At 66.5% G+C, this 24,608-nt stretch carries 23 protein-coding genes and 2 tRNA genes; 16 read left to right on the forward strand and 9 right to left on the reverse strand.

Features of this window, described 5'->3' with window-relative positions; genetic code table 11:
• Positions 1–73: 73 nt before the first annotated feature.
• From ASD79_RS05375 to parE, 3 genes are all read right to left on the reverse strand, one after another.
• Complete coding sequence (locus tag ASD79_RS05375; protein WP_056720016.1) at positions 74–514, reverse strand: hypothetical protein; 441 nt, start codon at positions 512–514, stop codon at positions 74–76.
• Between the two features lie 111 nt (positions 515–625).
• Positions 626–943 carry a UrcA family protein gene (locus tag ASD79_RS05380; RefSeq protein ID WP_056720017.1) on the reverse strand — a complete coding sequence of 106 codons (318 nt, stop codon included), beginning with the start codon at positions 941–943 and terminating at the stop codon, positions 626–628.
• A gap of 419 nt (positions 944–1,362) precedes the next feature.
• Positions 1,363–3,483, reverse strand: a complete 2,121-nt coding sequence (gene parE / locus ASD79_RS05385; protein WP_056720018.1) for a DNA topoisomerase IV subunit B — start codon at positions 3,481–3,483, stop codon at positions 1,363–1,365.
• A 160-nt stretch (positions 3,484–3,643) separates the two neighbouring features.
• Between parE and ASD79_RS05390 the strand changes: the two genes are divergently transcribed.
• On the forward strand, positions 3,644–4,000 hold the full coding sequence (locus ASD79_RS05390) for a Kazal-type serine protease inhibitor domain-containing protein (RefSeq protein ID WP_056720019.1): 357 nt from the start codon (positions 3,644–3,646) through the stop codon (positions 3,998–4,000).
• A gap of 60 nt (positions 4,001–4,060) precedes the next feature.
• Entirely contained in the window at positions 4,061–4,468 is a 408-nt protein-coding gene (locus ASD79_RS05395; protein WP_200952280.1) for a putative quinol monooxygenase, read from the forward strand.
• 72 nt (positions 4,469–4,540) lie between these two features.
• Here the strand turns inward: ASD79_RS05395 and ASD79_RS23755 are convergent, their stop codons facing one another.
• The 3 genes from ASD79_RS23755 to ASD79_RS05405 all read right to left on the reverse strand — a co-directional run bounded on the left by ASD79_RS23755 (position 4,541) and on the right by ASD79_RS05405 (position 7,244).
• Positions 4,541–4,951, reverse strand: coding sequence for a hypothetical protein (locus ASD79_RS23755; protein WP_156400382.1), 411 nt, complete (start codon positions 4,949–4,951; stop codon positions 4,541–4,543).
• Positions 4,952–5,456: 505 nt separating this feature from the next.
• Positions 5,457–6,866, reverse strand: coding sequence for a type I glutamate--ammonia ligase (glnA, locus tag ASD79_RS05400; protein ID WP_056720020.1), 1,410 nt, complete (start codon positions 6,864–6,866; stop codon positions 5,457–5,459).
• Between the two features lie 39 nt (positions 6,867–6,905).
• Entirely contained in the window at positions 6,906–7,244 is a 339-nt protein-coding gene (locus tag ASD79_RS05405) for a P-II family nitrogen regulator (RefSeq protein WP_007676488.1), read from the reverse strand.
• A gap of 505 nt (positions 7,245–7,749) precedes the next feature.
• On the opposite strand from ASD79_RS05405, the gene ASD79_RS05410 reads away from it, so the two are divergent.
• The 6 genes from ASD79_RS05410 to ASD79_RS05435 all read left to right on the forward strand — a co-directional run bounded on the left by ASD79_RS05410 (position 7,750) and on the right by ASD79_RS05435 (position 13,268).
• Positions 7,750–8,319 (forward strand): histidine phosphatase family protein, encoded by a 570-nt coding sequence (locus tag ASD79_RS05410; protein WP_056720021.1) that lies wholly within the window; start codon positions 7,750–7,752, stop codon positions 8,317–8,319.
• A 30-nt stretch (positions 8,320–8,349) separates the two neighbouring features.
• Positions 8,350–9,804: a bifunctional ADP-dependent NAD(P)H-hydrate dehydratase/NAD(P)H-hydrate epimerase gene (locus ASD79_RS05415; protein ID WP_056720103.1), complete on the forward strand. Its 1,455-nt coding sequence runs from the start codon at positions 8,350–8,352 to the stop codon at positions 9,802–9,804.
• Between the two features lie 537 nt (positions 9,805–10,341).
• A tRNA-Leu gene (locus ASD79_RS05420) sits at positions 10,342–10,426 on the forward strand.
• A 204-nt stretch (positions 10,427–10,630) separates the two neighbouring features.
• Positions 10,631–11,989, forward strand: coding sequence for a trigger factor (gene tig, locus ASD79_RS05425; protein WP_304438976.1), 1,359 nt, complete (start codon positions 10,631–10,633; stop codon positions 11,987–11,989).
• Positions 11,990–12,150: 161 nt separating this feature from the next.
• Positions 12,151–12,795, forward strand: coding sequence for an ATP-dependent Clp protease proteolytic subunit (locus tag ASD79_RS05430; RefSeq protein ID WP_193352460.1), 645 nt, complete (start codon positions 12,151–12,153; stop codon positions 12,793–12,795).
• Positions 12,796–12,926: 131 nt separating this feature from the next.
• Positions 12,927–13,268 carry a hypothetical protein gene (locus ASD79_RS05435; RefSeq protein ID WP_056720023.1) on the forward strand — a complete coding sequence of 114 codons (342 nt, stop codon included), beginning with the start codon at positions 12,927–12,929 and terminating at the stop codon, positions 13,266–13,268.
• Between the two features lies 1 nt (position 13,269).
• On the opposite strand, the gene ASD79_RS05440 is transcribed toward ASD79_RS05435, so the two are convergent.
• Complete coding sequence (locus tag ASD79_RS05440) at positions 13,270–13,941, reverse strand: HAD-IB family hydrolase (RefSeq protein WP_056720024.1); 672 nt, start codon at positions 13,939–13,941, stop codon at positions 13,270–13,272.
• A 375-nt stretch (positions 13,942–14,316) separates the two neighbouring features.
• On the opposite strand from ASD79_RS05440, the gene clpX reads away from it, so the two are divergent.
• The 5 genes from clpX to ASD79_RS05465 all read left to right on the forward strand — a co-directional run bounded on the left by clpX (position 14,317) and on the right by ASD79_RS05465 (position 20,184).
• Positions 14,317–15,579 carry an ATP-dependent protease ATP-binding subunit ClpX gene (gene clpX, locus ASD79_RS05445; protein ID WP_007676468.1) on the forward strand — a complete coding sequence of 421 codons (1,263 nt, stop codon included), beginning with the start codon at positions 14,317–14,319 and terminating at the stop codon, positions 15,577–15,579.
• A gap of 412 nt (positions 15,580–15,991) precedes the next feature.
• On the forward strand, positions 15,992–18,391 hold the full coding sequence (gene lon, locus ASD79_RS05450; protein ID WP_056720025.1) for an endopeptidase La: 2,400 nt from the start codon (positions 15,992–15,994) through the stop codon (positions 18,389–18,391).
• 147 nt (positions 18,392–18,538) lie between these two features.
• Positions 18,539–18,817 (forward strand): HU family DNA-binding protein, encoded by a 279-nt coding sequence (locus tag ASD79_RS05455; RefSeq protein WP_007676465.1) that lies wholly within the window; start codon positions 18,539–18,541, stop codon positions 18,815–18,817.
• Between the two features lie 90 nt (positions 18,818–18,907).
• Positions 18,908–18,982 (forward strand) — tRNA-Val (locus ASD79_RS05460).
• A 272-nt stretch (positions 18,983–19,254) separates the two neighbouring features.
• The gene (locus ASD79_RS05465; RefSeq protein WP_056720026.1) at positions 19,255–20,184 is read left to right on the forward strand and encodes a hypothetical protein; all 930 of its coding nucleotides are present in this window, start codon (positions 19,255–19,257) and stop codon (positions 20,182–20,184) included.
• A 33-nt stretch (positions 20,185–20,217) separates the two neighbouring features.
• Here the strand turns inward: ASD79_RS05465 and ASD79_RS05470 are convergent, their stop codons facing one another.
• The gene (locus ASD79_RS05470; protein WP_056720027.1) at positions 20,218–20,409 is read right to left on the reverse strand and encodes a hypothetical protein; all 192 of its coding nucleotides are present in this window, start codon (positions 20,407–20,409) and stop codon (positions 20,218–20,220) included.
• Positions 20,410–20,686: 277 nt separating this feature from the next.
• Between ASD79_RS05470 and ASD79_RS05475 the strand changes: the two genes are divergently transcribed.
• The 3 genes from ASD79_RS05475 (at position 20,687) to ASD79_RS05485 (ending at position 23,305) form a co-directional block, all read left to right on the forward strand.
• Positions 20,687–20,869 (forward strand): hypothetical protein, encoded by a 183-nt coding sequence (locus ASD79_RS05475; RefSeq protein ID WP_056720028.1) that lies wholly within the window; start codon positions 20,687–20,689, stop codon positions 20,867–20,869.
• A gap of 61 nt (positions 20,870–20,930) precedes the next feature.
• Positions 20,931–22,142, forward strand: coding sequence for an esterase-like activity of phytase family protein (locus tag ASD79_RS05480; protein WP_056720029.1), 1,212 nt, complete (start codon positions 20,931–20,933; stop codon positions 22,140–22,142).
• A 26-nt stretch (positions 22,143–22,168) separates the two neighbouring features.
• Positions 22,169–23,305 (forward strand): winged helix DNA-binding domain-containing protein, encoded by a 1,137-nt coding sequence (locus ASD79_RS05485; protein ID WP_056720030.1) that lies wholly within the window; start codon positions 22,169–22,171, stop codon positions 23,303–23,305.
• Here ASD79_RS05485 and ASD79_RS05490 read toward each other — a convergent pair.
• Positions 23,302–24,561, reverse strand: coding sequence for a glycosyltransferase (locus ASD79_RS05490; RefSeq protein ID WP_056720031.1), 1,260 nt, complete (start codon positions 24,559–24,561; stop codon positions 23,302–23,304). The two genes, ASD79_RS05485 and ASD79_RS05490, sit on opposite strands and share 4 nt — an antisense overlap.
• Positions 24,562–24,608: the final 47 nt, after the last annotated feature.

The raw sequence follows: 24,608 nt of genomic DNA on the forward strand, positions 1-24,608 counted from the left end.
GCCCGGATCGACAAACCCCAAAACTCCCCCCACCGGCCTTCGGCCGCCTCCCCCACAGGGGGAGGACCTCGCATCAGGTCCCGGTCGGCTCTGACTTGGCCAGGCCCAGGGACAACACGGCCGAGAACGCGGCCAGCAGGCCCAGCACGGCCAGGAACAGGACCTCGGCCCAGGCGGGGGCCATGACGGTGGCGGAGGGGGGAACGGTGCTGTTGGCGTAGCCGACGGCGGCGCCCAGGCCGGTGAAGGCGGCGGCTGCGAGCGCCAGCAAGGGGGCGCCGGCGACGAAGGAGGCCACCAGGCGACGGGTGCGATCGCGCAGCAGCGGCGCGGCGATGATCGCGGCGACCAGCAGCACGGCGATCGCCTGTACGGGCAGGGCGGCGTTGAAGAAGACGTCCCCCACGCTCAGGCGCGGCGTTGATCCTGCCGCCGCCAGGGCGGGCGAGGCGGCGAGGAGGGGAAAACTGGCCGCCAAGCCGGCGGCCACGAGGATCGGGCGGTTGATGCGCATCACTTGCTCCTTCGGATTACGGATGTAATTCGAATTGGAGATTACAAGTGTAATTCGATCTGTCAACGACCATCCGGTCGCCCGACCTCGCGGCCGGGCGACGCGCGCCGACTAGCGGGCGGTGGGCGTGACGTCGAGCGAGGCCTGTGACGACTGCAGTTGGGCCACGGCGCCGGCGACGGCGTCGCGGTGGCAGGAGGAGCCGGCGATGGCGCGCTTCACGCCCAGGGCGCTCTGGGGATAGGCGCCGCAGACTTCCAGGGCGGCGGCGTCGATGCGCTTCATCATCCGGTGGGCGTCGCGCGGATTGGCGAGGTCCAGCTTGGCCTTGGACACGGCGATGCTGACGGTTTCCGAGGGGGCGGCGCTGGCGAACGTGGCGCCGGCCAGGAGCAGGAGGGCGGCGGTCGAGGCGACGAGGATCTTCATGGGTCACTTCCCTGACTTTGGCGACGTCTTGGGGCGCCGCTCGGCTTTGGCTCCGGTCGGGATCCACGCGGATCGGGTCCGGATTTCGTAATCTCATCCTTGCATCTGCTCAAAAATCGCCCTGGAAAAGCAAAATCGGTCGACAAATCGGTCAAAAATGCAGCGAACGTGAAAATATGAACCGAGAAAGTCGAATTCATTTGGGGGCTTAGCTGCGCTTGAGAGGCGCAAATGTGAAATGTTAGATTCTTCAATAGGACCGCTCCCGAAAGCCGCCGCGCCATCAGGAGGCGTCTTGGCGCGGGTTCGGGTGAGGGCGAATGCGTCGACTCGAGGGGAGGAGTCCTGGTCCTCGGCCAGATCGCGGCACGACCTCGCGGCGTATCCGCGAGGCCCTCGGCGACCTGGGGGCAGCCCGCCTAGACGTCCAGGTCGTCGGCCGCGAACTCGGCGTTTTCCTGGATGAAGCGGAAACGCAGCTCGGGCTTGCGGCCCATCAGGGTCTCGACCAGGGCCTCGACCGCCTCTTCGGAGCGCGGCAGGGTGATCTTGGCCAGGGTGCGCACCGCCGGGTCCATGGTGGTTTCCTTGAGCTGGGCGGCCATCATCTCGCCCAGGCCCTTGAAGCGGCCGATCTCGGGCTTCTTGCCCTTGAACATCGTGGCCAGCAGCTCGTCCTTGTGGGCGTCGTCGCGGGCATAGGCGCTCTTGCCGCCGTGGCTGAGACGGTAGAGCGGCGGCAGGGCCAGGAACAGGTGCCCGCCGCGGATCAGCTCGGGCATGGTCCGGTAGAAGAAGGTGATCAGTAGGCTGGCGATGTGGGCGCCGTCGACGTCGGCGTCGGTCATGATGATGATCCGCTCGTAGCGCAGATCCTCTTCGCGGTACCGGTTGCCGCCCTGGGCCCCCAGGGCCAGCATCAGGTCCGACAGCTCCTTGTTGGCGCTGAACTTCTCGCCGGTCGCCGAGGCGACGTTGAGGATCTTGCCGCGCAGGGGCAGGATCGCCTGGTTCTTGCGGTTGCGGGCCTGCTTGGCCGAGCCGCCGGCGCTGTCGCCTTCGACGATGAACAGCTCGGCGCCGTCGACCGCCCCGGCGGCGCAGTCGGCCAGCTTGCCGGGCAGGCGCAGCTTGCGGGTCGCCGAGGCGCGCTGGACTTCCTTGTCCTTGCGGCGCTTGAGGCGTTCCTCGGCCCGGTCGATGACGAATTCCAGCAGGGCCTGGGCGGCCTTGGGCGAACCGGTCAGCCAGTGGTCGAACGGGTCGCGCAGTGCGTTTTCGACAAAGCGCTGGGCCTCGGACGACGACAGCTTTTCCTTGGTCTGGCCCTGGAATTCGGGATTCTTGATGAACACCGAGATCAGGGCCCCGGCCTGGGCGATGACGTCGTCGGCGGTGATGATCGCCGCGCGCTTCTCGTTCTTCAGCTCGGCGTAAGCCTTAAGACCTCTGGTCAGGGCGGCGCGCAGGCCGCTCTCGTGGGTGCCGCCTTCGGGGGTGGGCACGGTGTTGCAGTAGGACTGCATGAAGCCGTCGTGCTCGCCGAAGCCGCGCGGCGTCCAGGCGATCGCCCACTCGACGGCGCCGGCCTCGCCCTGGCGCTCGATGCGGCCCGAGAAGCTCTCGGGCGTCACCAGTTCCAGGCCCTTGGTGCGCTCGGCCAGGAAGTCGGCCAGGCCGTTGGGGAAGTGGAAGACGGCCTCAGCCGGGGTCTGGTCCTGAATCCGCGAGGGGTCGCAGGACCATTTGATCTGCACGCCGCGGAACAGATAGGCCTTGGAGCGGGCCATGCGGTACAGGCGCGCCGGCTTGAAGGCCACGCCCTCGCCGAAGATCTGTTCGTCGGGGATGAAGCGCACGGCGGTGCCGCGCTTCTTGGACGGGCCGATCTTCTCGACCGGGCCCAGCGGCTTGCCGCGCGAGAACACCTGCAGGTGCTCGAAGCCGTCGCGCCAGACGGTGACCTCGACCCGTTCGGACAGGGCGTTGACCACCGAGGCGCCGACGCCGTGCAGGCCGCCGGAGGTCTCGTAGGCCTTGCCGCTGAACTTACCGCCCGCGTGCAGGACGGTCATGATCACCTCCAGCGCCGACTTGCCCGGATGCTTGGGGTGGGGGTCCACGGGCATGCCGCGGCCGTCGTCCTTGACCGACAGGTAGCCGTCGGCGTCGAGCTTGACCTCGATGGTCTTGGCGAAGCCGGCCACGGCCTCGTCCATCGAGTTGTCCAGCACTTCGGCGAACAGGTGGTGCAGGGCCCGCTCGTCGGTGCCGCCGATGTACATGCCTGGCCGCTTGCGCACGGGCTCCAGGCCTTCCAGCACCTCGATGTCGCTGGCGGTGTAGCCGCCGGATGAGGGCGCGGAGGCGGGTTCCGGCGCGGCCTTGGCGCTGGCCGCCCCCGGGGGCGGCGGGGCGGCGGGGCGCGGGGCAGGCTCGCGATGCGGTTCGCGGGCCGGCACGGGCGACGCGGGCACGGGAGCCAGGGCGTCGTCGCCGAACAGCGAGAAGGAAGCGTTGGGATCGTCTTTGGAGGACATTACGGGAACATGCGTCGATTCGGCGGGAGCGCCCCGTATGGGCCGCCCGGGGCGCGAAGAAAAGGGGTGGAAAGCTCAGCCGCCGGGCGATTTGCCGGCGCGGGCCGGGACATGCCAGGATGACCCTCTCAAGCCGAACCCAAACGCGCGGAGTCCTTCGATGATCTGGCGTCCCCTCACGGTCCTCCTGGCCGCGTTGACCCTGCTCGGCTGCACCGCCGCCGCGCCCTCGGGGCCGTCTTCGCCGCCGCCGGCCTCGCACCGCGCGCCGGTCGCCGAGGGCGGCATGTGCGGCGGCTTCGCCGGCTTCCAGTGCGCCGAGGGGCTGAGCTGCCAGATGGCGGCCGGCCAGTGCCACACGGTGGCCGACGCGGCCGGCGTCTGCCGCAAGCCGCCACAGGTCTGCACGATGATCTACGCCCCGGTCTGCGGCTGCGACGGCAAGACCTATCCCAGCGCCTGCAACGCCGCGTCCAAGGGCGTCAGCGTCGCGACGGAAGGCGAGTGCAAGGCGTAGGGCAGGCGACTGCTGACATCCTGGGGACAGTCCTCGCCGAGGATGGAGGCCGGAGAACCCATGACTCAACGATATTCGACGGATGGAACGGTCCGGCGGGCCGTGCTGGCGGGCGGCATGGCGCTCGCCATCGCGCCGCTCGACGCCCAGGCCCTGACTCAGGAAAGCAGACCCATGTACGGACTGATCGGACAGATGAAGGCCATTGCCGGCAAGCGGGACGAGCTCGTCGCCATTCTGACCGAAAGCACCGGAGGCATGCCCGGCTGCCTCAGCTACATCGTCGCCAACGACGCCACCGACGCCGACGCCCTATGGATCACCGAGGTCTGGACCGACAAGGACAGCCATGCCGCCTCGCTGAAGTTGCCGGCCGTGCAGGCGGCGATCGCCAAGGCCCGCCCGATCATCGCCGGCTTCGGGCATCGGTTCGAGACCGTGCCGGTGGGCGGGGTCGGGCTGAGCTAAGAATCGGTGAGCGCCTAGCTGACCGTTAATAGGTCCGAGAAAGGTGGAAGGTTGCCAGAAGCGGGTTCTGACTCACCCTTGACCTGAGCCGCGCACAGGAAAAGCCCGAAGTTGGTGACGAAGGTTTGAGGCGGCCTCGGCAAGCGCGGGACCGACAGGCAGGTTGAAGCCGTGCTCAGTCCAGTCATCACCTTTTTTGGCCCACGGGGGCGCAGACTCCAACGCAAAGCTGACACGTAAGGTCTGCGGATCGATGAGATCGAATTGGAGGTTTGGCTCAGTAAACCCGCAATATGGCTTCTCTGCCTTTCCCCGCACGCAAGCGTCGAGCCAATCGGCCAAGCGTCTGGCCTCAAAGGCAGTTAGGCAGGGGTCCCTGAAGCGCCATTCACGCCCCGCGAGTCGAACTGCCCCATCGACAATGAGCCAATTGGAATCCCATTCGTCGTCGATGATTTTGGGGAATTGGTAGTCGACAATCATCAGCCGCACCGATGAGTCGTCACCAGTTAGTATCATTGGGTGCACGCGATTTCTCTCATCCCCACGAGCCCGTGCCGCGCCGACGAGCGCTATGCCTATACCAAACGTCGCAGCCCTACGATCAAGCTTCATACTGCTATAGATGCCCGGGTTCGCCTTTTTGCCAAAGGTCCGACTTGGGTGGTGGGCTCAACTGGTGAACGCAACACGCTAACTTTTCTTCGGAGAGGGAGCGTGGGTGATGAAGCAGCGGCGTCGTATCTACTATTCGGCGGCTCAGCGGGCTGAAATCTGGGATCGCTGGAAGGCCCCCTGCAGAGACCTTCGCCGAGTGTGTTGCGGCGATCAGTTGAGCCCACCGTCGAAAGCGGTAAATGGCGCCCCTAGAGCGCAGCCCTTCGAGCTCCCACCGAGCCCCGAACGCCAGCCACCACCAGACGAGCAACAAAGAAAAAGGCCCGCGGATCGCTCCGCGGGCCTCGTTCGTCGTCCTAAGCCGTGAAGCTTAGCACTTGTAATACATGTCGAATTCGACCGGGTGCGGGTGCAGGGTCAGGCGCATGACTTCTTCCATCTTCAGCTCGATGTAGCTGTCGATGAAGTCGTCATCCATGACGCCGCCGGCCTTCAGGAAGGCGCGGTCCTTGTCGAGGTTTTCCAGGGCTTCACGGAGCGAACCGCAGACTTCCGGGATCTTCTTCTGCTCGCGGGGCGGCAGGTCGTACAGGTTCTTGTCGGCGGCCGCGCCCGGATCGATCTTGTTGGCGATGCCGTCCAGGCCGGCCATCAACAGGGCCACGAAGGTCAGGTACGGGTTGCCCATCGGGTCGGGGAAGCGGGCTTCGATGCGCTTGGCCTTCGGCGAGTCGACGTGCGGGATGCGGATCGAGGCCGAGCGGTTGCGCGAGGAGTAGGCCAGTTTCACCGGGGCTTCGTAGCCTGGCACCAGGCGCTTGTACGAGTTGGTCGTCGAGTTCGAGAACGCGTTGATCGCCTTGGCGTGCTTGATGATGCCGCCGATGTACCACAGGCACATGTCCGACAGGCCGGCGTACTTGTCGCCGGCGAACAGCGGCTTGCCGTCCTGCCAGATCGACTGGTGCACGTGCATGCCCGAGCCGTTGTCGCCGAACATCGGCTTGGCCATGAAGGTGGCGCTCTTGCCATAGGCGTGGGCCACGTTGTGGATCACGTACTTGTAGAGCTGCATGCGGTCGGCCATCACGACCATGGTGTCGAACTTCAGGCCCAGTTCGTGCTGGGCGGGCGCCACTTCGTGGTGGTGCTTTTCCGGCTTCATGCCCAGTTCGCCCATGACGGCCAGCATTTCGCCGCGCAGGTCCTGGGCGCTATCGACCGGATTGACCGGGAAGTAGCCGCCCTTGGGGCCCGGGCGGTGGCCCATGTTGCCTTCCGGATATTCCTTGGCCGAGTTGCCCGGCAGTTCGACGGAGTCGAACGAGTAGCTGGTGTTGTTCGAGGCCACGCTCCAGCGCACGTCGTCGAAGATGAAGAACTCGGCTTCCGGGCCGAAGAACACGGTGTCGCCGACGCCCGAGGCCTTGACGTAGTTCAGGGCGGCCTTGGCGATCGAGCGCGGGTCGCGGTTGTAGGGGGTGCCGGTGTCGGGGTTCACCACGTCGCAGAACAGCGCCAGGGTGGTCTGCTGGTAGAACGGGTCGATGATGGCGGTCGACAGGTCCGGACGCAGCTTCATGTCCGACTCGTTGATGGCCTTCCAGCCCGAGATCGACGAGCCGTCGAACATGGTGCCGTCATTGAGGAAGTCGTCGTCGACCAGGTCGATGTCGAAGGTGACGTGCTGCAGTTTGCCGCGAACGTCCGTGAAGCGGACGTCGACGTACTTCACGTCCTTTTCCTTGATCAGGTCCAGGATTTGCTTGGCGGTGCTCATAGTTATCCCCTTTGAGCGTTAAGCGGTTACAGCCCGGGCCTAGACGGCGGCGGGGCCGGTTTCTCCGGTGCGGATGCGGACGACTTCCGTGATCTCCGACACGAAAATCTTGCCGTCGCCGATGCGGCCCGTGCGGGCGGCGGCGGTGATGGCTTCGAGGGCGGGCTCGAGCTGGCTGTCTTCGACGACGACTTCGACTTTGATCTTGGGGAGAAAGTCGACGACATATTCGGCGCCGCGATAGAGTTCGGTATGGCCCTTCTGGCGGCCGTAGCCCTTGGCTTCCAGCACGGTCATGCCCTGCACGCCCATTTCCTGGAGCGCCTCTTTGACCTCATCGAGCTTGAACGGCTTGATGATGGCTTCGATCTTTTTCATCAGACTTCTTTCACGCCCAAACGGCGCGAGCGCCGCTGACAGAGCGGCACGGAGCACGCCGACCCGCCGGCCCACAAGCGCGCCGGCGCCGTTTATCGCGCCACATGCGTCGCGTTTTGTTTGTTGCTTATAAATTGATCACTCAACGCCCGAAACGTCATCAGTGCGCGTTTGGCTGGCCAAACCGCCTTGCGGGGGGCGATTGGGCGCCTAGGATCGCGGAAACGATCGTTTCGACAGGGGTGAACATGCCGGAAGCCGCGCCGCCGTGGATCGGATCGCATCTGGGCCCGTCCGGCCGAATGGCGAAAAATACGCCGTCGATTCGAAAACTGCTGAAGATTGTGGCGAATGACTCGCTTGCGGAGGCGGCCAAGTCAGGGTTGGTTCTTGCGCATCCCGGCCTCCCAATGGCGGGCGGCGCCCATGACCGCGCTCGAAGCGTCACGGCAAAACCCGGCGCGGGCGTACGGGCGGGAATATCTTTCGGACCGGGACAGGTTCAATGAGCCGCATCCATATGATCCGCCATGGCCGACCGGCCTCGACCTGGGGCGACGCGGACCTGGATCCGGGCCTGGACGCCGTTGGCGCCGAGCAGGCGAGGGCGGTGACCGAGGCCCTGCTGGCCTTGCCGGTTCCCGAGCGACCGACCCGGGTGGTCAGTTCGCCGCTGCGGCGCTGCCGCGAAACGGCCCAGCCGCTGGCCGACGCGCTGGGCGTGGCGCTCGAGATCGACGCGCGGGTGGGCGAGATTCCCACGCCGGCCGCCCTGGCCCCCGACGATCGCCCGGCCTGGCTACGACAGGCTTTCGAGGGCCGGTGGAGCGATATTCGGGGCGATCTGGATTATGGCGCCTGGACCCGCGACGTGGCCCAGGGCGTGGCGTCGCATCCCGGGGCGGCGGTGTTCAGCCATTTCGTGGCGCTGAACGCGGCGGTGTCGGTGGCGACCGGCGGCCAGCAGGTGGCCGCGTTCCGGCCGGACCATGTTTCGGTGACGGTGTTCGATCTGGTCGATAGCGGCTTGATCCTCGTGGAGAAAGGACGTGAAGCTTCGACCCAGGTTCTTTAGGCCGCCATGGTCTTGGGGTTGGGAGTCGTCGTGCCGCGCGAAATCATGACCGTCGCCGAGATGTCCGCGGCGGATCGCGCCGCCGTCGATAGCGGCACGCCGATCACGACCTTGATGGAGCGCGCCGGCCAAGCCGTGGCGGACGTCATCCGTGATCGGTACACGCGGCGTCCAACGGTGGTCTGGTGCGGTCCGGGCGACAACGGCGGCGACGGCTACGTCATCGCGCGGCGCCTGCGCCGGCACGGTTGGCCGGTTCGGGTCGAGGCGCTCGGCCCGCCCGCCAGTCCGGCGGCCCGCTGGGCGGCGTTGCGCTGGAAGGGCGAGACGGGACCCCTGGTGTCCGAGCCGGGCTCGGCGGCGCTCTACGTGGATTGCCTGTTCGGGGCGGGCCTGTCGCGTCCGCTAGACGGCGAGGCCGAGCGCCTGGCGCGCGTCATGGCCGGCGAGGCGGGGATCGTCGCCGTCGACACCCCCAGCGGCGTGCTTGGCGATACGGGCCGCCCCTTGGGCGACTGGGCGCTGAAGGCGGAACTGACCGTGACCTTCCATCGTCGCAAGCTCGCCCATGTCCTGGCCGACGGCCGGGCGGCCTGCGGCGCGGTAGTGGTGGCCGATATCGGCCTGGCGACGACGGGGCAGGGCGCGCTGTTCGAGAACGACCCGAGCCTGTGGCGCGCGCGCTTCCCCTGGCCGGCCTTCGACGCCCACAAGCATGCGCGCGGACGGCTGATGGTGGTCAGCGGCGAGGCCTCAAGCACCGGCGCGGCGCGGTTGGCGGCGCGGGCGGGGCTGCGGATCGGGGCTGGCGTCGTGACCGTGTTGTCGCCGCCGAACGCCCTGGCCATCAACGCCGCCCATCTGGAGGCCGTCATGCTGGCGCCCTTCGACAGCGAGGTCGATCTGCAGGCGCGCGCCGAAAAGGCCGACGCCGTGGTCGTCGGGCCGGCGGCCGGCGTCGGCGAGGCGACGATGCGTCACCTGTTCGCCCTGGCGCGGACCGGCGCGGCCCTGGTGGTCGACGCCGACGCCCTGACCAGTTTCGCCCAGGACCCGGAGGCCCTGTTCTCGGCCCTGGACCGGGACGACGTTCTGACCCCGCATCCGGGGGAGTTCGAACGAATCTTTCCGGGTCTGCTGGCGGCGTCGCCCGAGCGCGTCACCGCGGCCCGGGAAGCGGCGCGGCGAGCAGGGACGGTCGTGCTGTTGAAGGGACCAGACACTGTGGTCGCCGCGCCGGACGGTCGCGCGGCCGTCAGTCTGAACGGAACGCCCTGGCTGGCCACGGCCGGATCAGGCGACGTGCTGGCCGGTTTCATCGCCGGCCTGATCGCCCAGGGCATGGAGAGTTTCGAGGCCGCCTGCGCCGGGGCGTGGATTCATGCGGAAGCCGGCGCGGCGCATGGGCCGGGTCTGATCGCCGAGGACCTTCCAGGCCTGGCGCCGGCGGTGCTGGCCCGGCTCCACGCGGCGCGCGGTATCTAGCTGTCGAGACGGACCAGGATCACCTGGGCGGGGACGCCCTCGTCGAACAGGGCGTCGCTGATCGCCAGCGCGGCTTGGAACGTGCGTTCCTCGACGGTGTCGGTGAACAGCACCCTGTCTCCCCGCCTTACCGTCCAGCCATTTTCGCCTTCGATGACTTCGATGGTTTCCATAGGTCGCGCTCGCTCCCGGATGAAAGGCCAAACTCGTCCGTGACGAAATTAGTTCCGTGCGGTTGCGCGCAATTTTTGCGGAGTGAGGGAAGGGAGAAACACCGGCCCGGACGTCAGTCGGGGGGCATGGCCCGGGCCGGTGTAGGTCCGAGGCGTTTTTCAACAGCGTCGGACATCATCATAACCGGCGGCCGGGCTGGTGGTTCCGATGTTCGGAGAATATTTCGCGAGACCCTCCCCGAGCCTGTTTCAGGCGGCTTTTCGAAGCGTTTCGGAAGGCGCGGGCGGGGCGGCGGGAGGCGCCGTGAACGGCTCTCGACTTGCAAACCCCGCCGGGCATGTCTAACCCGCCTTTGCGCACGGCGCGGATGTGGCGAAACTGGTAGACGCACTAGATTTAGGTTCTAGCGCCGAGAGGCGTGGAGGTTCGAGTCCTCTCATCCGCACCAGCTTATCGGGCCTTTGGCCCGATGGGCGCACCACTTTGTCGGGCCTTTGGCCCAAGGGCGCACCAATGCCCTTGGACGGTCGCCAAACGCGTGACATAAGGGCGCTCTTTCGCCGCCCCGGTGACGTGGGCGGCTTTGATGTTTTGACCCCTGGGGCGGACGACGGGCGCGGGCGCCCAGAGAGCCGAGAAGCTAAGAATGTCGATGCAGATCGTTGAAAAGTCGGGCGAAGGCCTCAGCCGCGTTTATGGCGTGACGGTGCCCGCGAGTGAACTCGCCACGCGTCTCGAGGCTCGGATCGCCGAGGTCGCGCCCCAGATGAACGTCAAGGGCTTCCGCCCTGGCAAGGTGCCGACCGCGCACGTTCGCCGTCTCTACGGCAAGGCCCTGATGGGCGAAGTCATCGAGGCGACGCTGAACGAAGGCGCCCAGAAGGTGCTGGACGACAACAAGCTGCGCCCCGCGGGCCAGCCCGACCTGAAGCCCTCGTCCGACATGGACAAGGTGCTGGCCGGCGGCGAGGACCTGGCGTTCGACTTGGCCGTCGAGGTCATGCCGGAATTCGAGCCGATCGACCCGACGTCGATCGAGCTGACCAAGCCGGTCTACAAGGTTTCGGACGCCGAGACCGACGAGGCCCTGGCCGACCTGGCCAAGCAAGCCCGCACCTATGAGCCGCGCAAGGGCAAGTCCTTGAAGGCCAAGGACGGCGACCAACTGCTGATCGACTTCGTCGGCACCATAGACGGCGTCGCCTTCGACGGCGGCACCGCCAACGACGCCGAGCTGACGCTGGGTTCGAACCAGTTCATCCCGGGCTTCGAAGCTCAACTGGTCGGCGCCAAGCCGGAAGACGTCGTGACGGTGAAGGTCAGCTTCCCGGACGATTATCAAGCCGCCAACCTGGCCGGCAAGGCCGCCGAGTTCGCCACCACCGTCAAGGAAGTGCGCGCGCCGGTCGACGCCGAGCCGGACGACGAACTGGCCAAGCGCCTGGGTCTGTCGGACCTGCAGGCCCTGAAGGACCTGCTGAAGTCGAACCTGGAAGGCCGTTACAGCAACTCGTCGCGCTTCAAGCTGAAGCGCGCCCTGCTGGACATCCTCGACACCAAGCACGACTTCCCGCTGCCGCCGCGCATGGTCGACGCCGAGTTCGACGGCATCTGGCAACAGGTCCAGGCCGACAAGACCCAGGGGGGCCTGCCGCCCGAGGATGAAGGCAAGACCGAAGACCAGCTGAAGGACGAGTACCGCAAGATCGCCGAGCGCCGCGTGCGCCTGGGCCTGGTGCTCGCCGAGATCGGCCGCAAGAACGACGTGGCCGTGACCGAGCAGGAACTGGCCGACGCCATGATGCGCGAAGCCCGCCAATACGGCGCGCAAGCCCAGCAGGTGTTCGACATGTACCGCCAGCGCGCCGACCTGCAGGCCGCCCTGCGCGCCCCGATCTACGAGGACAAGGTCGTCGACCTGATCTTCGGCAAGGCCAAGATCGAGGAAAAGGAAGTCTCCAAGGAAGAGCTGATGGAAGAAGACGATCTTCCGGAAGGCTACGGCGGCTAAGGCTTCCGTTCTCCGACACGAAGAGGGCGCGGTCCGCGAGGGTCGCGCCCTTTTTCATGCGCCAAGCTTCGGCCCGGCTCCTTGCAACCTGTTAAGCGCCACGCGATATGCGATGGCGACGGCGCGCGGGGGCTGATTCGCGTTCGCGCCGCCCAGACACAATGAAAAGGGCGATCCCTATGTACGATCCGGTAGCAACGGCGATGAACCTCGTGCCGATGGTGGTCGAACAGACCAGCCGCGGCGAGCGGGCGTTCGACATCTTCTCCCGCCTGTTGAAAGAGCGGATCATCTTCCTGACCGGCCCCGTCGAAGACGGGATGGCCAGCCTGATCTGCGCCCAGCTGCTCTTCCTGGAGTCCGAGAACCCCAAGAAGGAAATCGCCATGTACATCAACTCGCCGGGCGGCGTGGTGACGTCGGGCCTGGCGATCTACGACACCATGCAATACATCAAGAGCCCGGTCTCGACGGTGTGCATGGGCATGGCCGCCTCGATGGGCAGCCTGCTGCTGCAAGCCGGCGCGCCGGGCCAGCGCATCGCGCTGCCGAACGCCCGGATCATGGTCCACCAGCCGTCGGGCGGCTTCCGCGGCCAGGCCTCGGACATCGAGCGCCACGCCGAGGACATCATCAAGACCAAGCGCCGCTTGAACGAGATCTACGTCAAGCACACCGGTCGCACCTATGAGGAAGTCGAAAAGACCCTCGACCGCGACCACTTCATGAGCGCCGAGGAAGCCAAGGCCTGGGGTCTGATCGACCACATCAACGAAAGCCGCGACGACGCGGACGCCAAGGCGTAAGCGCCTTCTCGTTCTTGAGATCCTGGAAAAGCCGTCGACCGCGAGGTCGGCGGCTTTTTATTTGGGATAACTTTGGTTTGTATTCAGGTCCCGCCGCATGCTGAAGTGCGGAGGTAGGGGGAGTCCAGGCCATGGTCATCAAGTTCAGCCGCCTCGTGGCGTTGGGCGTCTCGAGCGCGGCCCTGGCGTTCGCCGCCACGGCTCACGCGCAATGCGATCCGTCCGTGTGCGCCAATCCGGCGGCCTACCAGAACCTGCCGACCACGCTCGCGCCTCGGACCTTTTCGACGCTGAAGGCCGCCAAGGCCTATTGCCGGTCCGAGCCGATCGTCTGGCGGGCGACCGCCGGCGGGGAGGTCTACACGGCGAAAGCCAAGGGCTTCGGCAAGATCAGGCCGGGCTTCTACATGTGCAGGTCACATGCCGAGATCGTGGCGCGCGTGAATGCAAAGACGGCCGCCAAGCCACGCTAGCTCAGCCCGGCTTGCCCCTGAAAATCCGGTAGCCCTTCTCGTGGGCGATCGCCAACATCTCGCGGTCGCCGGAGGTGTCGCCATAGGCGGCGGCCAGCGACATATCGTCGCCGAACTGCTCGCGCAGGCGGATGACCTTTTCGGGACCCCGGCAATTGGGGCCGAGCAGGGAACCGTTGATCCTGTCGTTGAGGTCCAGCGCCAGGCGCGAGCCGATCAGCAGATCGGCGCCCAGGCCGCGGGCGAACGGGGCCACGATGACGTCGGGCGAAGCGGTGACGATCACCAGTCTGGCGCCCTTGGCCCGCCAGCGTCGCCAGACGGCCAGGGCGTCGGGGCGGAACAGGCGAGGGGCCTGCGACTGGGCGAAGGCGCGGGCTTCGCGCTCCAATTGCTCCAGGCTGACGCCGCGCAGGAACTCGCGCACGGCGGCGGCCTTGATCTTGCCGCGGTTGCGGTCGAACACGTAGGCCACGGCGGCCGGGAACAGGCGGATCATGCCCAGGGCGTGGCGCGCCGGGCTGACACGCCACTTCAGGAAGGCCGTGAAGCTGTCGCGAACCGTCAGGGTGCCGTCGAAATCGAAGGCCACCAGAGGCGGCCCCTCGTGCAGGTCGCCGGTCATGCCCGTGGAGGCCGTCAGCCCCTGGGCCATCAGTGAACGTCTCGCCATTCGTCTCCGCGCACGCGCGCCCCGCAAACCTGACGGCCTTGCACCACGATTCCGCCAGCGCCGCCTAAGATCATCACCATTCGCGACGCACTCTTCATCAGGCGTTCGCCGATCCGTAAGGGGAGCGAACCGGTCCCCGCTTGCGTTGACGTCGTGGAACGCCATCTTAGGGAAGAATTCCATGAAACCGCACACACCATCCACGAACTTGGGGGCTGTAAAACGGCTCCAAGGCTTGTGCCGTGCGTCCGGATCGGGGAATGTCAAGGATTAGACAACTCCCAGCGGATATCCTGCTGCCTCGGTGGCGGGATAGGCGCTAAGGAGTCGGTGGTTTCGGCTTCGGCCCAGACCGCCCTAGCGTGAGAAGCGACCATGACGAAAGCCGCGAGCGGCGACACCAAGAGCACCCTCTACTGTTCTTTCTGCGGAAAGAGCCAGCATGAGGTGCGTAAGCTCATCGCCGGCCCGACGGTGTTCATCTGCGATGAATGCGTCGAACTCTGCATGGATATCATCCGTGAAGAGCACAAGATCGCCTTCGTGAAGTCCAAGGATGGCGTGCCCACGCCACGCGAGATCTGCGAAGTCCTGGACGATTACGTGATTGGACAAAATCACGCCAAGAAGGTGCTCGCGGTCGCGGTGCACAATCACTACAAGCGCCTGAACCACGCGTCGAAGAACAACGACGTCGAGCTGGCCAAATCCAACATCCTGCTGGTCGGTCCGACCGGCACCGGCAAGACGCTTCTGGCCCAGACCCTGGCCCGAATCATCGACGTACCGTTCACGATGGCCGACGCCACCACCCTGACCGAAGCCGGTTATGTGGGCGAAGACGTCGAGAACATCGTGCTCAAGCTGCTGCAGGCCGCCGACTACAACGTCGAACGGGCGCAGCGCGGCATCGTCTACATCGACGAAATCGACAAGATCAGCCGCAAGTCCGACAACCCGTCGATCACCCGCGACGTGTCGGGCGAGGGCGTGCAGCAGGCCCTGCTGAAGATCATGGAAGGCACCGTCGCCTCCGTGCCGCCGCAGGGCGGACGCAAGCATCCCCAGCAGGAGTTCCTGCAGGTCGATACGACCAACATCCTGTTCATCTGCGGCGGGGCCTTCGCGGGCCTGGAGCGCATCATCTCGGCGCGCGGCCAGGGCAAGTCGATCGGCTTCGGCGCCAAGGTGGCCGATCCGGAAGAGCGTCGCACGGGCGAGATCCTGCGCGGCGTCGAGCCTGACGACCTGCAGCGCTTCGGCCTGATCCCGGAATTCATCGGCCGTCTGCCGGTAATCGCCACCCTGGAAGACCTCGACGAGGCCGCCCTGGTGAAGATCCTGACCGAGCCGAAGAACGCCTTCGTCAAGCAGTACCAGCGCCTGTTCGAGATGGAGAACATCGGCCTGACCTTCACCGAGGACGCGCTACACGGCGTGGCCAAGAAGGCCATCCTGCGCAAGACCGGCGCTCGCGGCCTGCGCTCGATCATGGAAGGCATCCTGCTGGAGACCATGTTCGAGCTGCCAAACTATGAGGGCGTCGAGGAAGTGGTGGTCAACGCCGAGGTCGTCGAAGGCCGGGCCCAACCGCTGCTGATCTATGCCGAGAAGAAGGGCGGAGCGGCTTCGGCCTGATCCCCCCTTAAGCTTCGGCAGGCTTCGGCTTCGAAAATCTGGCGCGTCCGGCCTGGCCGGGCGCGCCTTTTTCGTCACACGGGGCGCCCGATCGTCGCCGCGAGCCGGACGAGACCGGCGATCCTCGCGATCGCGCCGGCAAGCCCTCGCGCGTCGCGCCGGGGCGCCCGCAAGAATATTGCATGGCTCAGCCTGGCCGGGGCACGTGCGCACCAGCGTCACCGCTCGTGCGCGACTTGTCGCCGCTAGGAGGCGAGTGCGCTTGAACCGTGTTGCAAAAGGTCCACATAAATAACGAACATCCGCTCAGTCCCGGGCGGACGGGTCGTACGACTCAGGCGCATCGTCTGGGGGACGGCGGTCCGCGTGGCTGAACGCGAGATCAACGCGACGGCCAGGAGTAAAAGGCATCATGTCTGAGATTCGTACGCTTCCTGTGTTGCCCCTGCGGGATATCGTTGTGTTCCCGCACATGGTCGTCCCGCTCTTCGTGGGGCGTGACAAGTCGGTGCGCGCCCTTGAAGAGGTGATGCGCGGCGGCAAGGAGATCCTTCTCGTCACCCAGAAGAACTCGGCCGACGATGATCCGGCGCCGGGCGACATCTATGACGTCGGCGTGCTGGCCACCGTGCTGCAGCTGCTGAAACTGCCCGACGGCACCGTGAAGGTGCTGGTCGAGGGCAAGGGCCGCGCCGCCGTCGCGCGCTTCACCGACCAGGAGGCCTATTACGAGGCCCAGGTCGGCGAGGTGAACGAAGATCACGGTGTCGGCCCCGAGGCCGAGGCGCTGTCGCGCGCCGTGGTCGAGCAGTTCGAGAACTACGTCAAGCTGAACAAGAAGGTGCCGCCGGAAGCCCTGGCCTCGATCCCGCAGATCGCGGAACCGGGCAAGCTGGCCGACAGCATCGCCGCCCACCTGTCGGTGAAGATTGGCGACAAGCAGCACCTGCTGGAAATCTTCGACGTCGTGAAGCGCCTGGAGAAGGTCTTCGCCCTGATGGAGGGCGAGATCTCGGTGCTGCAGGTCGAGAAGAAGATCCGCTCGCGCGTCAAGCGCCAGATGGAGAAGACCCAGCGCGAATATTACCTGAACGAGCAGATGAAGGCGATCCAGCGCGAACTGGGCGACCCCGACGACCAGCGCGACGAACTGATCGAGCTCGAGAAGCGCATCAAGAAGACCAAGCTTTCCAAGGAAGCCCGCACCAAGGCCGAGGGCGAGCTGAAGAAGCTGCGCAACATGAGCCCGATGTCGGCCGAGAGCACCGTGGTCCGGAACTATCTGGACTGGATGCTGTCGATCCCGTGGGGCAAGGCCAAGACCAAGAAGATCGACCTGATCGAGGCCGAGGCGGTGCTCGAAGAGGACCACTACGGCCTGGAGAAGGTCAAGGAGCGCATCCTCGAGTACCTGGCCGTCCAGGCCCGCACCAACTCGCTGAAGGGCCCGATCCTGTGCCTTGTCGGCCCTCCGGGCGTCGGCAAGACCTCGCTGGGCCGTTCGCTGGCCAAGGCGACCGGGCGCGAGTTCGCCCGCATCTCGCTGGGCGGCGTGCGCGACGAGGCCGAGATCCGCGGTCACCGCCGCACCTATATCGGCTCGATGCCCGGCAAGATCATCCAGACGATGAAGAAGGCCAAGACCACCAACGCCTTCGTCCTGCTGGACGAGATCGACAAGATGGGCAGCGACTATCGCGGCGACCCGTCCTCGGCCCTGCTCGAGGTGCTGGACCCGGCTCAGAACTCGACCTTCGGCGACCACTATCTGGAAGTCGACTACGACCTGAGCCAGGTGATGTTCGTCACCACGGCCAACAGCCTCAACATGCCCCAGCCGCTGCTGGACCGCATGGAGATCATCCGCATCCCCGGCTACACCGAGGATGAGAAGCTGGAGATCGCCAAGCGTCACGTGCTGCCCAAGCTGATGAAGGACCATGGGCTGAAGACCACCGAGTTCGTGGTGCCGGAAAAGGCCATTCGCGACCTGATCCGCTACTACACCCGGGAAGCCGGCGTGCGGTCGCTGGAGCGGGAGCTGAGCGCCCTGGCGCGCAAGACCGTCCGTGACCTGGCGCGCGAGAAGGTCGTCTCGATCACCATCGACGACGAACGCCTGGCCAAGTACGCCGGCGTGCAGAAGTACCGCTACGGCGAGACCGACGAGGTCGACCAGGTCGGCATCGTCACCGGTCTGGCCTGGACGGAGTTTGGTGGCGAGATCCTGACCATCGAAGCCGTGAAGATGCCGGGCAAGGGCCGCATGACGGTCACCGGCAACCTCAAGGACGTGATGAAGGAGTCGATCTCGGCGGCCCAGTCCTACGTCCGCTCGCGGGCCGTGCACTTCGGCATCAAGCCGCCGATCTTCGAGAAGACCGACGTCCACATCCATGTGCCGGACGGCGCGACCCCCAAGGACGGCCCGTCGGCCGGTGTCGCCATGGGCCTGGCCATGGTCTCGGTGCTGACCGGCATCCCGATCCGCAAGGACATCGCCATGACCGGCGAGATCACCCTGCGTGGCCGGGTCACGGCCATCGGCGGCCTCAAGGAGAAGCTGCTGGCCGCCCTGCGCTCCGGCGTGAAGACCGTTCTGATCCCTCAGGAGAACGAGAAGGATCTGGTCGACGTGCCGCAGAGCGTGAAGGACGGCCTGGAGATCATCCCGGTCTCGACGGTCGACGAAGTGCTGAAACACGCCCTTGTCGGCCCGCTCACGCCAGTGGAATGGCGGGAAGAGGATGAGCCGATTGCTGCAACTGCGAAGGTTGATGACAGCGACAGTGACGCTGTTCTGACCCATTGATAGTAACTTATTGTTGATAACTTGGGCGGCGCGGAGATTTTCCGCGCCGCCTTCGTTTGACGGGCCGTCCGAAGCCCGCATACTCCTGCCGGAGCGAAGCGGTGTCAGCTGTAGCCAGCGCCGCCGCTTTCATGCTGGGAGAAGAACATGACCACAAAAGCCGAACTCGTCACGGCGATCGCCGAAAAGGCGGGCATCAACAAGAACCAGGCTAAGGACGCTCTCGAAGCTTTCATCGACGCGGTCACCACTTCGCTGAAGTCGGGCGAGGATGTGCGTCTCGTCGGTTTCGGCACCTTCAAGGCCGTCGCGCGCGCCGCGGGCACCGCGCGAAACCCGCGTACCGGCGAAACCGTGAACCGCCCGGCCTCGAAAACGGCCCGGTTCCAGGTCGGTGAAGGTCTGAAGACCACCCTGAACGGCTAGTCCAGTATCCAAGTTTCGGGGGCGGGGCGCCGCGAGGCGGCCCGCCCTTTTCTATGCGGAACGATGCGTCTCCCACCGCGGCGTTCCAAAGGGCGGTTAGCTCAGCGGTAGAGCGTCTCGTTTACACCGAGAGGGTCGGGGGTTCGATCCCCTCACCGCCCACCATATGGCGTAAGGATTTCCGAGGATCGGGGCTCTTCTGCTCCCGGGATCACTCCCGAGAAACCACCTTAAGAGCCGGCGCGGGGCCGGCGGCCCAGCCTTGGTGGAAATTTTGGTAGCGGGCCGGCTGCCAGTGAAAGACCAGCGGGGCTAGAGCTTCCACTGTCAACCTTCAGCGCCCCCTGGCTTCGGCCGCCGGGGGCTGTTTCGTTTTCTGAGTTGCCCGAATCCGCAATGCGCAGCCCTTCTACAACGTGGCTGGAGAGGCGGGCGATATGGAGCAGTCGAAGCTTCCCAAGATCAGGATGGCCGTGAGGCGTTTGCTTGCAGGCAGACGGGAGCAGCATGATGTGGTCGAAGTCTGCAGGTGGTTGCGCGAACAGGTAGGGCGCGGGGAGTATGTTGTTCTCGAGGTAGCCAATTTTCTTGCCCACTCTGCCGATCGGGACAAAGGTCCAACGTTTGAAGCGGTGAGAGATTTCTACGCGATGACCGACGGGCTCGATCGGTCGCGTGGTGATCGTCCGGACGGCGCGCGTCTCGATCTGCCATCTCTTGAGCGCTGGGTGTACGCAACCCTACGAACTCTTTCAGCTGAGAATCTGAAGGCGGAGCTAGGGGTAGCCCGACCGGCCGCGCTTGAAATGCTCAAGGTGGCGCTGAGCAATCTCGACGGCGCCCATCCGGATGGGCCTATGTATGGCCCAAACTCGACAGCGGACGACATGCGTGTCCTCGGTTGCGGCACCGGTTTCGTCAACGCCCGCTACTCCCTTGAGCAGCCGAAGATCGCGACCGCCTTTGAACGTAGCCTCAAGGCTGAGGGATTGCTCTTGGCCGGGGAGGAGGGTGACTGGGCCAACGCTGCCGCCTTCCTGTGCCTTCATCTTGTCTCTGAGATGCACCTTTGTGAGGTCGTGGTGCACGACAGGGTGCCCGTACAACTCCGCGTCGTTATCCCAGAAGCGGGCGGCGACGATTTTTTGAGCGTGTGGGCCGTGATCTATCCTGACGGGAAGAGGACCTCATTTCAGGTGTTCAAAACGACCCTAAAGGCTGCCGACTGGTGCGCGCCTGAACTCCTGCTTCTATTCCGCGCGCAGCGCATCTCGCCGCCAGGTCCGGGCTTCTTTGTTGAACGGCGAGAATCAATCCCGCCGGTGACTATCAGGAACGGGGTTCTTGATCTCGCCGTCATCTTTTGAGCCGCCCTTAGTCTGGCAACCGCAGGGTCAGGCCTATCCTCCGAGCGCCCGCGCCAGGCCGAGGACGGCGCCGGCGAAGGCCGCGGCCGAGAGGATCAGCAGGCCGGTGGCCGCGACCGCCGCGCCCTTGGGCAGCAGCAGGAAAAAGGCCAGACCCGCCAGGAATCCGGCGAGGATGATCAGGCAGAGGCTGCCCACGAAATAGACCGGCCTGCGAACGATCATTCGACTCATACCCCCACGCACGCGTAACACGCCGCCAGATCCTGCCTTCGCCATGCGCAGGAAAACGTTCAGTGGCTTACGGCAATTATTCTGGCGCTCCCATCGAGGTTACAAAGTTTTACAATCTCGTATGAGGTTAATATCAGGGGGTTATTCTTGAATATCGGCTGCCATGGGTCTCTCAAAATCTTGCCGATGCTTGATCGAAAAATGAAACGCGTGGCATAGGTCCTCAAGGTTAATGGCCAGAAGCCGAGAGCCGTGAGGGGCGAAGGATATGTCCAGCATCGAGATCAGGGCCACCCGGGACGGATGGCGGGTCTGCTACGGCGAAGAGCTGGTTTCGATGGCCCGCGAAGAGGCCATCGCGTTCCAAGCGGCGCTCGACTATTGCAGCAAGCTGTTCCTGCGCGGCGTCCGCGCCCAGGTGACCCTCGACAGGTCGGCCATTCGCGGTTGAACACCTGTCCGCCCCGACCGGCGCGGTGGACATCCGGCTCGGCGGCCCGCACTGATCGGCCATGCCGACTCCCCACGACGCCGTCACCGTCACGCGCCTGATCTGGACCGACCACGTCCTCGACGAGGTCGAGACGCCGCACGGTCGATTGCGGATCACCCTGGGCCTGGGTTCGGGCCTGACCCGGCGCGCTGGCGATCCGGCGGGCGTCGTATGGGCGATCGGCGATCGCGGGCCCAATATCAAGGTCGGTCCGGCGGTCGATGACCACGGCCTGACCCACCTGGCCGCGCTGCGCGGCCTGGACGGCGCCAAGATCATGCCGCGCCCGGGGATCGGGCCGATGCTGGCCCAGCTTCGGGTCGAGGGCGACGTCGTCACCTGCCTTCAGATCCTGCCCCTGCGCGACGCGACTGGTGCGACCTTCAACGGCCTGCCGATCCCCGGCGGCGACGCGGCCATGGAGCCGACCTTCGACATCTCCGGCGCCGCTCTGGGCGACCATCTGGCCGGCGCCGACACCGAAGCGGTCGCGGCCCTGGCCGATGGGACTTTTCGGGTCGCCGACGAATACGGACCTTCGATCCTCAAGGTGGGACCCGACGGCGCGGTGCTGGAGCGCTGGGTCCCCGCCGGGCAGGAAACCGCCCTGGTCGGCGCGGCCTATGCGGTGATCGGCGTCTTGCCGGCCCAGGCCGCGCGGCGACAGCTGAACCGCGGCTTCGAGGCCCTGGCCCTGTCGCCGGATGAGCGAAGGCTGCACGTGATCCTGCAAAGCCCGCTCGCGGCCCAGGATGAGGATGCGGACGAGAGCGACGCCGACGCGGTCGGCCACGCCAGGCTGTGGACGCTCAACGCCGAAACCGGCGCGCCGATCGCCGAACACCTCTATCCCTTCGATCCGCCCGAGAGCTTTCGGCGCGACCTGGAAGCTGGGCCGGTCGGGCCCGAGGACCTGAAGATTTCCGAAGCGGTGTCGATCGGTGACAACCAGCTTCTGGTCCTGGAGCGCATTTCGCGAACCTCGAAGCTCTATCGCGTCGCCCTCACCGAGCGCTTGCTGACCAAGACCCTGGTGCTGTCGACCGACGACTGGCCGCGGATCGATGCCGATCTCGAAGGCGTCACGCTGCTGTCCGACCGCGACCTGCTGTTGTGCAACGACAACGACTTCGGGATCGAGGGGCGCGAAACCGTGTTTTTCAGGGTCACGTTCCCGGAGCCCCTGGGAGACATGACGTCGGCTGCTGACGGCAGGGCGTCAGGAGGCTAGGCAGGGCTGGAGTGTCGGAGAAGCGCATGAGCGTTGCGGGGGCGGTTTCGGAGGCGCGGGTTCTGGACCGCCGTGCGCTCAACAGGGCGCTGCTGGACCGGCAGTATCTGTTGGCGCGCGCCGAGCTGTCCGTGCCGCAAGCGCTCGATCGCCTGATCGCCCTGCAGGCCCAGTCGCCCAAGGCGCCGTATTTCGCATTGTGGGCTCGGCTGAAGGCCTTCCAGCCCGAAGACCTGTCCGCCGGGCTCGAGGACCTGAGCCTGGCGCGTGGGACGTTGATGCGCGGCACGCTGCATGTCGCCGCCGCGCGCGACTTCGCGGCGATCCGGCCGCTGATCCAGCGCGGGCTCGACCGGTTCCTGACCGAGGGTAGCGTCCACGGACGGGCGCTGGCCGGCCTGGATCGCGAGGCGATCGTCCAGGCCGCCTATGATCTGCTGCACGAACAGCCCCGCACGACGGCCGAGTTGAGAGCGGAGCTGGCGTCGCTATGGCCGGGGCGCGATCCTCAGGCGCTGGCCATGGTGGCCCGCATCATGCTGCCGATGCTGCAACTGCCGCCGCGCGGCCTGTGGGCGCGTGGCGGGCAGCCGATGCTGGCGGCGATGGCGGATCGGCTCGCGCCGCCCAAGGGCGAGGGCCTGACGCTCGACGACCTGGTGCGCCGCTACCTGGCGGCGTTCGGACCGGCCAGCGTGGCCGACGCCCAGACCTGGCTGGGGCTCAGCCGGCTGGCTCCGGTGTTCGACGCACTGCGCCCGACGTTGCTGACCTTCCGCGACACGGGCGGCGTGGAGCTTTTCGACCTGCCCGAGGCGTCCAGGCCCTCGGGCGACGTCGCCGCGCCCGTCCGGCTGCTGGGCGAGTTCGACAACATGCTGCTGGCCCATGAGGACCGCGGCCGGATCATGCGGCCGGAACACAAGCGCTGGATGTTCACCGAAAACGGCATCCTGCGCGCCGCGGTGCTGATCGACGGCTTCGTGGCCGGCCGCTGGCGCATCGAGGACGGCAAGGCGGAGTCCGTCCTGCGTGTGGAGTTGTTCGACAAACCCGCGAAGGCCGCCGCCGAGGCCCTGGGCGCGGAAGGCGAGGCCTTGCTGGTCTTCGCGGCCAAGCACGACCGGCGCGACATTCGCATCGAGACCCTGGACGGGACCTAGGGCCGTTCGGCCAGCGCTTCGAGCGCGACGGCCGCGCCGCGCGTCGCCTCGTCCGCGCGGATCGCCGCGCCCAGGTCTTCGGCGGCGGCCTTGAAGGCCGGTTCGTCCAGCAGGCGGCGCACCGCGGCGGCGATCGCCCCGGAGCCGGCGTCGGCGGGCAGGGTCAGGCCGGCGCCGCGATGGGCGACGCGGGCGGCGTTGTCGTTCTGGTCGCGCCCCATCGGCAGGCAGAGCAGGGGGACGCCCGCCAGAAGCGGCCTCAGGGTCGAGCCGTGGCCCGCGTGGGTGATGAACAGGGCGGCGTCCTTCAGCAACTCGCCATGCGGCGCGCTGCGGACGACGGCGACGTGGGGCGGCGCTTCGAACTCGGCCGGGTCGATGGTCGGTCCGGTGGTCACCACGCCACGCACCGGCAATTGGCCGAGGGCGGCGATGATGGCGCGCAGGGCCGGCTCCTGGGCCTGGTAGAGACTGGAGAATGACACCACCACCAGGGGCGTGTCGCCGGGCGGCGGCGCGAAGGCCTCGACCCACGCCGGGTCGGCCAGATAGGGGCCGACATGGGCGAAGGGCGCGGGCAGGGGATGGGGCGCGAAGTCGAAGGCCTGGCTGGTGGCCAGCAGGATCGCCCTGGCGATGTCCAACTGCGCGAAGACGTCGTCCAGCGGCGGCAGGGCCAGCGCGGCGCGGGCGGCGTTGAGGTCGGGCAGGCCGGCCTGGAAGAAGCCGCGGCTCATCTGGCCGACCATGGTGTGCATGGCCCGCTCCTCGTCGTTGGCCGCCGGGAGCATGCCGGCCCCGAACGGCGGCGCGCCGGGCATGGTCGGCAGCGACCAGACGTTGGCGGCCAGCAGGGCCAGCGGCAGGCCGCGCGCTTCGGCCGCCATCATCGGACCCAGCAACAGTTCCTGCGTTACGACCACGTCGGGCGCGAAGGCATCGATCGCCGCGAGGGTGTCCTGGGCGTAGGCGAGCGCGGGGCCGGTCATCACCCGGTCCAGCAGGCGATGGATCACCGCCAGCGGATTGTCGGCCTCGTGGTCCTTCAGCCGGTCGTCGTCGCGAGTCTTGCCGGTCTGGAAGGGCGCGGTCGTCCAGGCGCAGAACGGCACGTCCAGCGCCTCGGCGTCCGGCCCGTTGCAAGGGTCGCTCAGCACCAGCACCGCGTGGCCGCGCGCCGCCAGGTCGCGGGCGACCAGCAGCATCGGCTGCACATGGCCGCCGCCTTCCCAGGTGGTGAAGAGATACCGCGCCATGGAGCCTCCCGATGGGGTCGAGCCGCCTGCCTAACCCGTCACGGGTT

The organism is Caulobacter sp. Root655 (assembly GCF_001427665.1).
Taxonomy (GTDB): domain Bacteria; phylum Pseudomonadota; class Alphaproteobacteria; order Caulobacterales; family Caulobacteraceae; genus Caulobacter.

Bases quoted from the DNA above. Each gene is read 5' to 3' on its own strand.
- tig (WP_304438976.1), top strand. From the start codon at position 10,631: ATGCAGATCGTTGAAAAGTCGGGCGAAGGCCTCAGCCGCGTTTATGGC.
- parE (WP_056720018.1), bottom strand. From the start codon at position 3,483: ATGTCCTCCAAAGACGATCCCAACGCTTCCTTCTCGCTGTTCGGCGAC.
- ASD79_RS05410 (WP_056720021.1), top strand. From the start codon at position 7,750: ATGAGCCGCATCCATATGATCCGCCATGGCCGACCGGCCTCGACCTGG.
- ASD79_RS05470 (WP_056720027.1), bottom strand. From the start codon at position 20,409: ATGATCGTTCGCAGGCCGGTCTATTTCGTGGGCAGCCTCTGCCTGATC.
- glnA (WP_056720020.1), bottom strand. From the start codon at position 6,866: ATGAGCACCGCCAAGCAAATCCTGGACCTGATCAAGGAAAAGGACGTG.
- ASD79_RS05465 (WP_056720026.1), top strand. From the start codon at position 19,255: ATGGAGCAGTCGAAGCTTCCCAAGATCAGGATGGCCGTGAGGCGTTTG.
- ASD79_RS05490 (WP_056720031.1), bottom strand. From the start codon at position 24,561: ATGGCGCGGTATCTCTTCACCACCTGGGAAGGCGGCGGCCATGTGCAG.
- ASD79_RS05405 (WP_007676488.1), bottom strand. From the start codon at position 7,244: ATGAAAAAGATCGAAGCCATCATCAAGCCGTTCAAGCTCGATGAGGTC.
- ASD79_RS05480 (WP_056720029.1), top strand. From the start codon at position 20,931: ATGCCGACTCCCCACGACGCCGTCACCGTCACGCGCCTGATCTGGACC.
- lon (WP_056720025.1), top strand. From the start codon at position 15,992: ATGTCTGAGATTCGTACGCTTCCTGTGTTGCCCCTGCGGGATATCGTT.
- ASD79_RS05475 (WP_056720028.1), top strand. From the start codon at position 20,687: ATGTCCAGCATCGAGATCAGGGCCACCCGGGACGGATGGCGGGTCTGC.
- ASD79_RS05485 (WP_056720030.1), top strand. From the start codon at position 22,169: ATGAGCGTTGCGGGGGCGGTTTCGGAGGCGCGGGTTCTGGACCGCCGT.
- ASD79_RS05435 (WP_056720023.1), top strand. From the start codon at position 12,927: ATGGTCATCAAGTTCAGCCGCCTCGTGGCGTTGGGCGTCTCGAGCGCG.
- ASD79_RS05455 (WP_007676465.1), top strand. From the start codon at position 18,539: ATGACCACAAAAGCCGAACTCGTCACGGCGATCGCCGAAAAGGCGGGC.
- ASD79_RS05395 (WP_200952280.1), top strand. From the start codon at position 4,061: ATGACTCAACGATATTCGACGGATGGAACGGTCCGGCGGGCCGTGCTG.
- ASD79_RS05375 (WP_056720016.1), bottom strand. From the start codon at position 514: ATGCGCATCAACCGCCCGATCCTCGTGGCCGCCGGCTTGGCGGCCAGT.
- ASD79_RS05440 (WP_056720024.1), bottom strand. From the start codon at position 13,941: ATGGCGAGACGTTCACTGATGGCCCAGGGGCTGACGGCCTCCACGGGC.
- ASD79_RS05390 (WP_056720019.1), top strand. From the start codon at position 3,644: ATGATCTGGCGTCCCCTCACGGTCCTCCTGGCCGCGTTGACCCTGCTC.
- ASD79_RS05380 (WP_056720017.1), bottom strand. From the start codon at position 943: ATGAAGATCCTCGTCGCCTCGACCGCCGCCCTCCTGCTCCTGGCCGGC.
- ASD79_RS23755 (WP_156400382.1), bottom strand. From the start codon at position 4,951: ATGATTGTCGACTACCAATTCCCCAAAATCATCGACGACGAATGGGAT.
- clpX (WP_007676468.1), top strand. From the start codon at position 14,317: ATGACGAAAGCCGCGAGCGGCGACACCAAGAGCACCCTCTACTGTTCT.
- ASD79_RS05430 (WP_193352460.1), top strand. From the start codon at position 12,151: ATGAAAAGGGCGATCCCTATGTACGATCCGGTAGCAACGGCGATGAAC.